Below are 14,021 nucleotides of genomic sequence, written 5' to 3' on the forward strand. Positions count from 1 at the left end.
GATGACGGATTCCTCCTCCGCCGCCAAGGTCGTCGATGCCCTGCGCAAAGCGTTGCGGGACAACGAACAGCTGAAGAAGCGCAACCAGCAGCTGGAACAGCACGGCCGCGACCCGATCGCGATCGTCGGCATGGGCTGCCGGCTGCCCGGAGGCGCCGACAGCCCCGAGAAGCTGTGGGACCTGCTGGCCGACGGCGGCGACGCCGTCACCTCCTTCCCCGACCGCCCGGGCTGGGAACTCGACTCCCTCGTCGACCGCGACGCCGAGCGGAGCGGCACCACCTACGTCAGCCGCGGCGGTTTCCTGCACGACGCCGACCTGTTCGACGCGGGCTTCTTCGGCATCAGCCCGCGCGAGGCCGTCGCCATGGACCCGCAGCAGCGGCTGCTGCTGGAGGTCGCCTGGGAGACGCTCGAACACGCCCGCATCTCACCCGCGTCCCTCCGCGGCACCGCCACCGGCGTGTTCGCGGCGGCCACCGGCCAGGACTACGGGCCCATGGTGAGCCGGTCCGGCATGGAGACCGACGGCTTCCTGGCGACCGGCAGCGCCGGCAGCATCGCCTCCGGCCGCATCTCCTACACCCTCGGCCTGGAGGGCCCGGCCGTCACCCTGGACACCGGCTGCTCCTCCACGCTGGTCGCGCTCCACCTCGCGGTCAAGTCGCTGCGTTCGGGGGAGTGCTCCCTCGCCCTGGCCGGCGGCGCCACCCTCATGGCCAGTCCCGCCACCTTCAGCGAGTTCAGCGCGCAGAAGGGCCTCGCCCCCGACGGCCGCTGCAAGCCGTTCTCCGACGACGCCGACGGCACGGCCTGGGGCGAGGGCGTCGGCATGCTGCTCGTCGAACGGCTCTCCGACGCGCGGCGCAACGGGCACCGCGTGCTCGCGGTCGTCCGTGGCACGGCGGTCAACCAGGACGGCGCGTCCAACGGCCTGACGGCGCCGAACGGCGTCTCGCAGCAGCGGGTGATCCGGGAGGCGCTCGGCAACGCGGGCCTCACCCCGGCCGACGTGGACCTCGTGGAGGCGCACGGCACGGGCACCACGCTGGGCGACCCGATCGAGGCAGAGGCCCTGCTCGCCGCCTACGGCCAGGACCGCCCGGAGGGGCGGCCGCTGTGGGTCGGCTCGGTCAAGTCGAACCTCGCCCACACCCAGGGCGCGGCGGGCGCGGCGGGCATCATCAAGAGCATCCTCGCGATGCGGCACGGCGTGATGCCCAAGTCGCTGCACGTCGGCACCCCTTCGACCCACGTCGACTGGTCGGCGGGCGCGGTGGAACTGCTGGCGGAGGAGCGTGTCTGGACGCGTGAGGACGACCGCCCGCGCCGCGCCGGGGTCTCGTCCTTCGGTATGAGCGGCACCAACGCGCACGTGATCCTGGAAGAGCCCCCGGCGGAGACGCCTGCGGACGAGCCCGGCGACATCCCCGCGGCGCTGCCGTGGCTGGTGTCGGCGCGTAGTGCGGCGGGTTTGCGGGGTCAGGCGGCGGCGTTGGTGCCGTTGGCGGGTGGTGACCTCGACCGTGCCGCGGTGGGTTGGTCGTTGCTGTCGACGCGTGCGGTGCTGGAGCACCGTGCGGTGGTGACGGGTGATTTCGGGGCGGGGCTTGCGGCTCTGGCGGGGGGTGAGCCTGCGGACAATGTGGTTGCGGGTGTGTCGGGGCCTGTGGGGCGGACGGCGTTTGTGTTTCCGGGTCAGGGTGCGCAGTGGGTCGGTATGGGTGCCGCTCTGCTGGATGCTTCGCCGGTGTTCGCTGGGTCGGTTGCTGCGTGTGAGGCGGCGATGTCGGGGTATGTGGACTGGTCGCTGGCGGCTGTGTTGCGGGGTGAGGAGGGGGCGCCGTCGCTGGAGCGGGTGGATGTGGTGCAGCCTGCGTCGTTTGCGGTGATGGTGTCTGTTGCGGCGTTGTGGCGGTCTTTTGGTGTGGAGCCGCAGGCGGTGATCGGGCATTCGCAGGGTGAGATCGCTGCTGCGTGTGTGGCGGGGATTTTGTCGCTGGAGGATGCGGCGCGGGTGGTGTGTCTGCGGAGCAGGGCGATCGCGGAGGTCGCGGGCTCGGGTGGCATGGCGTCCGTTGCTGTGTCGGTGGAGCGGGCGGAGGAGTTGATTGCTCGGTTCGAGGGCCGTGTCTCGGTGGCTGCGGTCAACGGGCCTTCGCAGGTGGTGGTTTCGGGCGAGGCTGCGGCTCTGGATGAGCTGGGTGCGGTCTGTGAGCGTGAAGAGGTGCGGTTCCGCCGGGTGGCGGTGGACTATGCGTCGCATTCGGTGGCGATGGAGGAGCTGCGCGAGACCCTGGCGACTGCCTTGGCTGGTGTGACGCCGCAGGCGGGCAGTGTGCCGTTGATGTCGACGGTGTCGGCGGAGTTGGTGGATCCGCTCAGCATGGATGCGGGGTACTGGTTCACGAATCTGCGGCAGCGGGTTCGGTTCTCCGAGGGTGTGGCGAAGTTGGCCTCGGAGGGTTTTGGTGTGTTCGCGGAGATGTCGTCGCATCCGGTGATGACCTCGGCGGTCGAGGCGACGGTGGACGCCATGGGTGGTGAACCCGTTGTGGTGACGGGGTCGTTGCGTCGTGAGGACGGTGGTCTGGACCGGTTCCTCGCCGGGCTCGCCGCGATCTGGGTGCGTGGGGCGCATGTGGACTGGTCGGTTGCCTTCGGCGACACTCCGCCGCCGACCGTTGACCTGCCCACCTACGCCTTCCAGCGCCAGTCGTACTGGCCGACGTTCGCCACGAGGGAGGACGTCTCCGGCTCCGAGGGCGGCGGTAGCGTCGTGGACGCCGAGTTCTGGGCCGCCGTCCAGCGCGGCGACGCCGCAGCGCTCGCGACGGCGCTCGACACCGACACCTCCGTCCTCGATCCGCTGATGCCGGCCCTCGCGGGCTGGCACCGGCAGCAGCAGGAGCAGAACACCACCGACGGCTGGCGCTACGAGGTGAAGTGGCGGCCGCGAGGCCGCATCGACGCCGCTCCGGCCCTCTCCGGTACCTGGCTCGTCGCACTGCCCGCTGTCGTGGCGGACTCCGCGCACGCCGTCGCCGTGACGGACGCGCTCGCCGCACACGGCGCAGACGTGCACACCCTCACGCTCCCCGACGAGGAGGCCGCCGACCGCGAGGTGCTCGCCTCGCGCCTGCGGGACGTGCCCGAGCTCGTAGGCGTGCTCTGTCTCAGCGCCCTGGACGAACGGCCCCACCCCGTCTCGCCCGCCACCGCTACGGGGCTCGCCGGCCTGCTGGCGCTCGTCCAGGCACTCGGCGACGCCGACGTGGACGCACCCCTGTGGATCGCCACCTCCGGCGCCGTCGGCATCGGCCCGTCCGACCCGCAGCGCAGCCGCGTCCAGGCTGCCGTCTGGGGATTCGGCCGCGTCGTCGGCCTCGAACACCCGGAACGCTGGGGCGGCCTGGTGGACCTGCCCGCGCGGCTGGACGGACGGGGCGCGGAACGGCTCGCGGCGCTGCTGGCCGACGGGGGAGAGGACCAGATCGCGCTGCGTGATTCCGGGGCCTTCGTGCGCCGGCTGGTGCACGCCCGGCCCGCCGCCCGCGGCACCTCCCGCACGTGGCAGCCGCACGGCACGGTCCTCGTCACCGGCGGAACCGGCGGCATCGGTTCCGCAGCCGCCCGCTGGCTCGCCCACCAGGGCGTCGACCACCTCGTCCTCACCGGCCGACGCGGTGCGGAGGCCCCCGGCGCGGCCGAACTCCAGGCGGAGCTTGCCGAACTCGGCGTCGGTGTCACGCTCGTCGCGTGCGACGTCGCCGACCGCGACGCGCTCGCGGGCGCCCTCGACGCCGTGCCCGACGCACACCCGCTGACCGCCGTCCTGCACGCCGCGGGCGTGGGCCAGTTCCAGCAGCTCGCCGACACCGGCCTGAGCGACCTGAGCGACGTCCTGCGGGCCAAGGTGCTGGGGGCGCTCCACCTCGACGACCTGCTCGGCGACCGCGACCTCGACGCGTTCGTGCTCTTCTCCTCCAACGCGGGCGTCTGGGGCAGCGGCGGGCAGGCCGCGTACGCCGCCGCGAACGCCTTCCTCGACGCTTTCGCCGAGGACCGGCGCCTCCGCGGGCGCACGGCCACCTCCGTGGCCTGGGGCGCCTGGGGTGAAACGGGCATGGCGGCCGACGCCGGCATGGCGCAGCACCTCCAGGCCCGCGGCATCCTGTCGATGGAACCGGAACTCGCCCTCGCCGCACTGCGCGGCGCCGTCGAGCGGGACGAGACCTGCGCGGTCGTCGCCGACATGGACTGGGCACGCTTCGCCAAGGGGTTCACCGCCGCCCGCCCCCGACCGCTGCTGAACGAACTGCCCGCGGTCCAGCTGGCCCAGGAGCCCGAGCACGGTCCCGCCGGGGCGGCCGACGAGGACGGCGGTGTGCTGCGCAGCCGCCTCGGCGGCCGGTCGCCGGCCGAACAGCTCCGCGAACTGGTGGGCCTGGTGCGCACGCACGCCGCCGCCGTGCTGGGCCACGCCGACGCGGGCGGCATCGAGGACGGCCGCGCGTTCCGCGAACTCGGCTTCGACTCGCTGACCGCTGTCGAACTGCGCAACCGGCTCAGCTCCGTGACCGGCCTGCGGCTGCCCGCCACGCTGGTGTTCGACCACGCCCAGCCGCGCCGGCTCGCCGCCCACCTCCGCGACGAGCTGTTCGGCGGGGACGCATCGGAGGACGTCGTCGCCGGACAGGTCTCCGCCGCCGACGAGCCCCTCGCCATCGTCGGCATGAGCTGCCGGTTCCCCGGCGACGTGCGGTCGCCCGACGACCTGTGGCGCCTGCTCGAACGGGGCGGCGACGCCCTGTCGCCACTTCCTGCCGACCGCGGCTGGCCGACGGCCGTCGGCGGCGTGCGCGAGGGCGGTTTCGTGGATGACGCGTCCGGCTTCGACGCCGCGTTCTTCGGCATGAGCCCCCGCGAGGCGCTGGCGACGGACCCGCAGCAGCGTCTGTTGCTGGAAGCCTCCTGGGAGGCCCTGGAGCACGCCGGAATCAACCCCGCATCGCTGCGCTCCACCCCGACCGGCGTTTTCGTGGGCTGCAACAACATGGGGTACGGCGGTGGGCCGGACATCCCCGAGGACGTGCAGGGCCACCTCCTGATCGGCAACGCCACCAGCGTCGTCTCCGGCCGCGTCGCCTACACCCTCGGCCTGGAAGGGCCCGCCGTCACGCTGGACACGGCGTGCTCCTCGTCGCTGGTCGCACTGCACTGGGCGGCCCGTTCGCTCAACTCCGGCGAGTCCTCCATGGCGCTGGTCGGCGGTGTCGCGGTGATGGCGACTCCGGGCAGCTTCACCGAGTTCGGCCGCCAGGGCGGACTGGCCGGCGACGGCCGGTGCAAGGCGTTCTCCGACGACGCCGACGGCACCGGCTGGGGTGAGGGCGTCGGGATCCTCGTGCTGGAACGGCTCTCCGACGCCCGCAGGAACGGCCACCGGGTGCTGGCCGTCGTCAAGGGCTCCGCGATCAACCAGGACGGCGCCTCCAACGGTCTGGCCTCGCCGAGCGGTCCCGCGCAGCAGCGGGTCATCCGGCAGGCGCTGGCCAACGCGGGCGTGACCGCCGCCGAGGTGGACCTCGTGGAGGCGCACGGCACGGGCACCTCGCTGGGCGACCCGATCGAGGCGCACGCCTTGCTCGCCACGTACGGGCAGGACCGGGAGGACGGCCGTCCCGCCTGGCTCGGCTCGGTCAAGTCCAACCTCGCGCACACCCAGGCCGCCGCGGGCGTGGCCGGGGTCATCAAGGCCGTGCTGGCGCTCCGCCACGGCGTCATGCCGAAGACCCTGTACGCGGACACCCCCTCGTCACAGGTGGACTGGTCGGCCGGAGCCGTGGAGCTGCTGACCGAGCCCCGACAGTGGGCACCGACCGGACGTCCTCGGCGCGCCGGTGTCTCCTCGTTCGGCATCAGCGGCACCAACGCGCACGTCATCGTGGAGGAGGCCCCTGCCGAGACCGGTGACGGCGCCCCTGCGGCGCCGCCCACCGGCGGGTCGGTGGAGCTGCCGCTCATTCCGCTGCCGGTGTCCGCCAAGACCCCCACCGCGCTGGCTCGCCAGGGCGAACGGCTGCTCGCCGCCGTCCCGGACCGGCCGCCCCTCGACGTCGCGCTGTCCCTCGCCACCACCCGGGCCGGGCTGGACCGGCGCGCCGTGGTGCTGGGCGCCGATGCGGCCGGAATCCGCAGCGGGCTCGGTGCCCTGGCGGCCGGTGAAACGTCACCAGCCGTCGTCTCCGACCGGACGCGTGCCGGGCTGACCGCCTTCGTGTTCTCCGGCCAGGGTGGTCAGCGTGCCGGCATGGGCCGTGAACTGGCCGCGGCCTTCCCGGTGTTCGAGGCCGCCCTGGACGAGGTGTGTGCGCACTTCGACGGCCTGCTGGACCGTCCGCTGCGCGAGGTGATGTTCGAGGACCCGGACGGCCTGCTGCGGCAGACGGGCTGGGCGCAGCCCGCGCTGTTCGCGGTCGAGGTGGCGCTGTTCCGCCTCGCCGAGTCCTGGGGCCTGGAACCGGACTACCTCGCCGGGCACTCCGTTGGCGAGCTGGCAGCCGCGCACGCGGCCGGGGTGTTGTCGCTGACGGACGCGTGCACGCTGGTCGCCGCCCGTGCGTCGCTGATGCAGGCGCTGCCGGAGGGCGGCGCCATGTGGGCGGTGCGCGCCACCCCGGAGGAGGTCGAACCGCACCTGGTGGAGGGAGTGTCGATCGCCGTGGTCAACGCGCCCGGCCAGGTCGTCGTGTCCGGGGCCCGCGAGGCCGTGGAGCAGGTCGCCGGAGCGCTGGGGGAGGGGCGGCAGTCGCGGTGGCTGGAGGTCAGCCACGCCTTCCACAGCCCCCTGATGGACCCGATGCTGGCGGACTTCGCCCGCGCCGCGGCGGAGATCGACCACCGGCGTCCGCGCCTCCCCGTCGTCTCCACGCTCACCGGCGAGCCGGTCGAGGAGTTCACCGCCGACTACTGGGTGGACCAGCTGCGCGGCACCGTCCGCTTCGCCGACGCCGCCGCACGGCTGGCGGACGAGGGCGTCATCCGGTTCCTCGAACTCGGACCCGACGCCGCCCTGGTCGGCGCCGTCGAGGAGACCTGCGCGGACGGCATCCTGGCGGTGCCGCTGCTGCGCCGTGACAAGCCCGAGCCGCACACCGCGATCACCGCCCTGGCCCGCCTGTGGGCGCACGGCGGCGATCCGGACTGGTCCGCGTTCTTCGCCCCCACCGGTGCCCGCGTCACCGACCTGCCCACCTACCCCTTCGAGCACCAGCCGTACTGGCTCAAAGGCTGGGCCTGGCAGGGCCCGGACCCTGCCGACGGCTGGCGCTACCGGGTCGACTGGCAGCCGGTCACCGCTGCCTCCGGCACCGGACCCGCCGGACGCCTGCTCGTGCTGTCCCAGGGAGACGACCCGGGGGCCCGCGCACTGGCCGACGCGCTCACCGCCCACGGCGCACAACCCGTGCCCGTCACCCTCGACCCGGCCGCGAGCCGGGAGGCGCTCACCGCGCTCCTCGCGGCGCACACCGGCGTTGACGGCGTCCTCTTCCTGTCCGGTCCCACGCGGAGCGGCGGACCGGACACCGCACCGGTCGAGGCCGCGGCCGACGTCGTCCGCGCCCTGGGCGACGCCGGGATCACCGCCCCGCTGTGGTGCGTCACCTGCGGCGCCGTCGCGACGACCCGCACCGACGCACCGCCGCGTCCCGAACTGGCCGCCGTCTGGGGCCTCGGACGGGTCGCCGGGCTCGAACACCCCGACCGCTGGGGTGGGCTCGCCGACCTGCCCGCCGACCCCACCCCGCAGGACCTCGACCGGCTGCTCGCCTTCGTCGCCTCCGGCGGTGAGGACCAGATCGCCGTACGTGCTGACGGGGTGTACGCCCGCCGCCTCGTGCGCGGTGACGCACCCGCGCAGGCCGAGGCCGACACGCCGCTGGCGCTGTCCGGCACCGTCCTGCTGACCGGCGGCACCGGCGCGCTGGGTGCCCACGTCGCCCGCTGGGCCGCCGAACACGGCACCGAGCACCTCGTGCTGCTCAGCCGTCGGGGCCCCGACGCCCCCGGCGCCGGCGCCCTGCGTGAGGAACTCGAGGCCGCCGGTGCCCGGGTGACGCTCGCCGCCTGCGACGCCGCCGACCGTGCCGCGCTCACCGCGCTGCTGGACCGGCTCGACGGCGACGGCGTCACCGTCGACGCCGTCGTCCACGCCGCCGGCGTCGTCGAGGACGCCCTGCTGCACACCATGACCGCGGACCAGCTCGCTGCCATGTGGTCGGCCAAGGCCACGGCCGCCCGCCACCTGGACGAGCTGTTCACCGGACGCGACCTCTCCGCGTTCGTGCTGTTCTCCTCGCTGGCCGGTCTGCTGGGGTCGGTCGGTCAGGCCGGATACGCCGCCGCCAACGCCTACCTGGACGCGCTTGCCGAACGCCGCGCCGCCGACGGCCTCCCGGCACTGTCCGTGGCCTGGGGCCCGTGGGCCGGCGACGGCATGGCCGCCGACGTCTCCGGCGAGGCGATGCGGCACAGCGGACTCGTGCCCATGGCCCCGGAACCCGCCCTGGCCGCGCTCGGTCGGGCGCTCACCGGTCAGGACGCGCACACCGCCGTCGCGGACGCCGACTGGAACCGCGTGGCGGCCGGACGGGGCGCGGCCGGCCGCGCCCCGCTGCTGAACGCACTCCTCGACCCCGCCGACGCCGCCGACGGGGACGCGGCTACCGCGCCCGAGGAGATCGCCGCGCTGCGGCGCGAAGTGCGGGCACTGGCACCGGCCGCACGGCACTCCGCCGTGCTGGAGGCCGTCCGCACGGAAGCCGCGGCCGCCCTCGGCCACCCGTCGATCGAGCCCGTGCAGCCCGACGCCCCGCTCTCCGACCTCGGCTTCGACTCGCTGCTCGCCCTCGACCTCCGCGGCCGCCTGATCGCCCTCACCGGCCTCGCGCTCCCGGCCACGCTGGCCTTCGACCACCCGACCGCGGAAGCGCTCGCCGGGCACCTGCTGGACGAGATGTGCGGCACGGACCCGGCCGAGGAGACCGCGCAGATCACCGTGCCGCGGCCGGCGGACGACGAGCCGCTGGCCGTCGTCAGCATGAGCTGCCGCTTCGCCGGCGGGCTGGAGACCCCCGAGGACCTGTGGCGGCTGCTGGCCGACGGCGCGGACGCCATCAGGGCGTTCCCGGAGGACCGCGGCTGGGACACCGCATCCCTCTACCACCCGGACCCGGACCACCCCGGCACCTCCTACACCCGCGAGGGCGGATTCCTGCAGGGCGTCGCCGAGTTCGACGCCGAACTGTTCGGCATCAACCCGCGCGAAGCCCTGGCGATGGACCCGCAGCAGCGGCTGCTGATGGAGTGCTCCTGGGAGGCGTTCGAGCGGGCGGGCATCGACCCCCGCTCGGTGCGCGGCAGCCAGGTCGGCGTGTTCGCCGGCACCAACGGCCAGGACTATCCGGCCGCGTTGCACGAGTCCGACGAGAACGTCGCCGGCTACCTGGCCACGGGCAGCTCCGCCAGCGTGTTCTCCGGACGCGTGGCGTACGCCTTCGGCCTGGAGGGCCCGGCGGTCACCGTCGACACCGCGTGCTCGGCGTCCCTGGTGGCCCTGCACCTGGCAGCGCAGGCCCTGCGGTCCGGCGAGTGCGACGCCGCCCTCGTGGGCGGCGCCAGCGTGATGAGCACCCCGGGCGCTTTCCTGGAGTTCAGCCGTCAGCGCGCGCTGTCCCCCGACGGCCGGTGCAAGGCGTTCTCCGACGACGCCGACGGCACCGGCTGGGGCGAGGGCGCCGGCGTCGTGCTCGTGGAACGCCTGTCCGACGCCCGCCGCAAGGGCCACCCGGTGCTGGCCGTCCTGCGCGGCAGCGCCGTCAACCAGGACGGCGCCTCCAACGGGCTGACCGCTCCGAACGGCGCCGCCCAGCAGCGCGTCATCCGCAAGGCCCTGGCCGCCGCCGGACTCGGCACCGGCGACGTCGACGCGGTGGAGGCGCACGGCACCGGCACCACGCTGGGCGACCCCATCGAGGCCCAGGCCCTCCTGGCCACCTACGGCCGCGACCGCGCACCGGACCGCCCGTTGTGGCTGGGCTCGGTGAAGTCCAACCTGGGCCACACCCAGGCCGCCGCGGGTCTGGCCGGCGTCATCAAGATGGTGCTGGCGCTCCGGCACGGCACCCTGCCCCGGACCCTGCACGTGTCCGCGCCCAGCAGCCACGTGGACTGGGGCGACGGCACCGTCCGCCTGCTCACCGAGCAGCAGACCTGGCCCGCGTACGGGCGGCCGCGGCGCGCCGCCGTGTCCGCGTTCGGCGTCAGCGGCACCAACGCCCACGTCGTCCTCGAGGAGGCACCCGCGCCCGAACCGGTCGCGGCGCCCGCCGAGGAGCCCGTCGCGCCGGAGGGGAGCGCGACGGCCGGGGTCGCGCCGGCCGTTGTGCCGTGGACGGTGTCCGGCGCGACCCCCGAGGCCCTCGCCGCCCAGGCCGACCGCCTGCTGTCCGCCGCCACCGCCCGTGCCGGGCACTGGGACGTCGCCGACGTCGCGCGGTCGCTGGCCGCCGGCCGGGCGGCCCTGGACCGGCGGGCCGTCGTCGTCGGCGCGGGCCACGACGAACTGGCCGCCGGACTCGCCGCCCTCGCGGCCGGCCGGGAGGCCCCGCAGGTCCTCACCGGAACCGCCGGCGCGCCCGGCAGGACCGTGTTCGTCTTCCCCGGCCAGGGCGCCCAGTGGGTCGGCATGGCCACCGAACTCGCAGACGCCTCACCGGTGTTCGCCGCGAAGCTGGCCGACTGCGAGGCCGCGCTCGGCGAGTTCACCGACTGGTCGCTGAGCGAGGTGCTGCGCGGCGAGCCCGGCGCGCCGACGCTCGACCGCGTGGACGTCGTACAGCCCGCGCTGTTCGCCGTGATGGTGTCCCTCGCCGCGCTGTGGCGCTCCTCCGGGGTGCACCCGCACGCCGTGGTCGGCCACTCCCAGGGCGAGATCGCCGCCGCCTGCGTCGCCGGGGCGCTGTCCCTGCGCGACGCCGCCCGCATCGTCTGCCTCCGCAGCCAGGCCCTCACCGCGCTCGCCGGGGAGGGCGGCATGGCCTCGCTGATGCTCGCCGAGGAACCGGCCCGCGCACTCCTCGCCGGTTACGAGGGACGCCTCTTCGTCGCCGCCGTCAACGGCCCGGGCTCCGTCGTCGTCTCCGGCGAGGCCGACGCCCTCGACCGGCTGCAGGGCGACTGTGCCGAGCGGGAGATCCGCATCCGCCGTATCCCGGTGGACTACGCGTCCCACTCGGCCCACGTCGACCGCATCCGCGAGGAGCTGGCCACCGCGCTGGCCCCGACCGTGGCCCGGCGGCCCGAGACCCCGATGCTGTCCACCGTCACCGGCACGTGGATCGAGGAGGGCGACGTCGACGCGGACTACTGGTTCCGCAACCTGCGGCAGCCCGTCCTGCTCCACCCCGCCGTCCGCGACCTGGCCGACCAGGGCCACCGCACGTACCTGGAGATGAGCCCGCACCCCGTCCTCACCGTGCCCGTCCAGGAAACCCTCGACGCTCTGGCCGTCACCGCCGGGCGGGTCTTCGTCGGCGGCTCGCTGCGCCGCGAGGAGGGCAGTCTGCGCCGCTTCACCATCTCGCTCGCCGAGGCGTACGTCACCGGCGTCGACGTCGACTGGACGGCCGTCCTCGGCGGCGTCCGCTCGACCCCGGTGGACCTGCCCACCTACGCCTTCCAGCGCCGCACCTTCTGGCCCGGCGCCGCCACCGCCACCGCCGACCCGGCCGGCGGCGCCGACCCGGTCGACGGCGCGTTCTGGAAGGACGTCGAGGGCGAGAACACCGAAGGTCTCGCCGACGCGCTCGGCCTCGCGCCGGACGCCCTCACCGACGTGCTGCCCGCGCTGGCCCGCTGGCGCCGCACCCGCCGGGACGCGGCCTCGCTCGACGCCTGGCGCTACCGCATCGCCTGGCGCCCGCTCACCGGCCGTCGGCCGCAACAGCTCGCCGGCACCTGGCTGCTGCTCGCCCCGGCGTCGTGCGACCCGGCCTGGCGCGACGCCGTCGCACGGGCCCTGGACGTGCCCGGTGTCGACGTACGGCCCGTCGACGTCGACGCGGCCACCGCCACCCGCGACGCGCTCGCGGCGCTGCTGCGGCAGCACGCGCCGCAGGACGGCCCGGCCCGCGGGGTCCTGTCGCTGCTCGGCCTGCACGAGGAACCCCACCCCGCCCACCCGGCGGTCCCCGGCGGCCTGGCGGCCACGCTGCTGCTCGCCCAGGCCGCCGCCGACCTCGGGCTGAGGACGCCGCTGTGGCACGCCACCCGGAACGCGGTGACCGCCACCGAGGCCGACCGCCTCGACGGCACCGCCCAGGGCCAGCTGTGGGGCCTGGGCCGGGTGCTCGGGCTGGAGGACGTCGACCGCTGGGGCGGCCTCGTCGACCTGCCCACCGACCTCGACGAGCAGGCCGCCGGCCGGCTGCGCCACGTCCTCGCGGACACCGGCGGCGAGGACCAGGTCGCCGTACGCAGGGGCGGCGTCCACGCCCGGCGGCTGGTGCACGCTCCCCTCGGCGACCTGCCGGCGCGGCGCGACTGGAAGACCGGCGGCACCGCCCTGGTCACCGGCGGCACTGGCGGCATCGGCGCACACGTCGCCCGCTGGCTGGCCGGCGCCGGAGCCGAACACCTGGTGCTCACCAGCAGGCGGGGCGCCGACGCCCCGGGCGCCGGGGCACTGCGCGACGACCTGACCGCGCTCGGCGTCCGGGTCACCGTCGCCGCCTGCGACGTCGCGGACCGCGACGCCGTGGCGGCCCTGCTCGCGGGTCTGCGCGAGGACGGCGAGACGCTGCGGACGGTCGTGCACGCGGCCGGCGTGGTGCAGGCCACCGCGATGCCGGAGATGACCCTCAGCGAGTTCCAGCAGGTGGCCGCGGCCAAGGCCCTCGGCGCCGCCCACCTGGACGAGCTGCTTGGCGACGCCCAGCTGGACGCCTTCGTGCTGTTCTCCTCGAACGCCGGTGTGTGGGGCAGCGGCGGCCAGGGCGCTTACGCCGCGGCCAACGCCTCCCTCGACGCCCTGGCCCAGCACCGCCGGCAGCGCGGCCTCACCGCCACCTCTGTCGCCTGGGGCGCCTGGGGCGGCGGCGGCATGGCCGCCGACCCGGGCGCCGAGGAACACCTGCGCCGCCGCGGCGTGCTGACCATGCGGCCGGAGCGCGCGCTGGCCGCCCTGACGAAGGCGCTGGAACACGACGAGACGGCGCTGGCCGTCGCGGACGTGGACTGGGAGCGCTTCGCGCCCAGCTTCACCGCCGCACGCCCGCGTCCACTGCTCGACGAGCTGCCCGCCGTGCGGCGGGCCCTGCGGGCGGACGGCCCGGACGGCCCCGTCGGCGAGACCGCGGACGCGGGCACCGGGCAGGCCGAACGCCTCCGGGCCATGCCGGCGGCCGAACGCGACGCCGCCCTCTTCGACCTCGTACGGGACGCCGTCGCCGCCGTTCTCGGCCACGACGGAGGGCGGGCGGTCGACGCCGGCCGGGCCTTCAAGGACCTCGGATTCGACTCGCTGACCTCCGTCGAACTGCGCAACCGGCTCACCGCCGCCACCGGGCTCCAGCTGCCCGCGACGCTGGTCTTCGACCACCCGACACCCCTCGATCTGACGACCCTCCTGTGCGGAGAATTCGCAGGTGAGGGGCAAGAAGAGGAGTCCCCGGAGCAGGTCGTGATGCAGGGGCTGGACAAGATCGAGGCGGAAATTTCAGCTCTTTCCCCAGACCACGACCTCGACGCCCTTCAGGAGAGGTTGCGGAGCCTAATCTCCCGGGTGGGCGACAGGCAGTCCGTCGACACCGACGTGCCCGTGACCCGGCAGCTGGAAACAGCCTCCGACGACGAGCTGTTCGATTTCATCCACCGGGAGTTCGGTAAGTAGGTCCTCTCCAGCCAGGAGCGTCCTCGCACCGACTTCCGCGGCGACGCCGACAGGAGACGGTCCGTAA

1 protein-coding gene is annotated in these 14,021 nt (G+C 74.9%); it reads left to right on the top strand.

The window, feature by feature from the left end; translation table 11 throughout:
• Position 1 precedes the first annotated feature (1 nt).
• Positions 2-13,954 (top strand): type I polyketide synthase, encoded by a 13,953-nt coding sequence (locus tag E4198_RS18130; protein WP_136184092.1) that lies wholly within the window; start codon positions 2-4, stop codon positions 13,952-13,954.
• Positions 13,955-14,021: the final 67 nt, after the last annotated feature.

Origin of the sequence: Streptomyces sp. RKND-216 (genome assembly GCF_004795255.1) — a bacterium.
Lineage (GTDB): Bacteria > Actinomycetota > Actinomycetes > Streptomycetales > Streptomycetaceae > Streptomyces > Streptomyces hazeniae.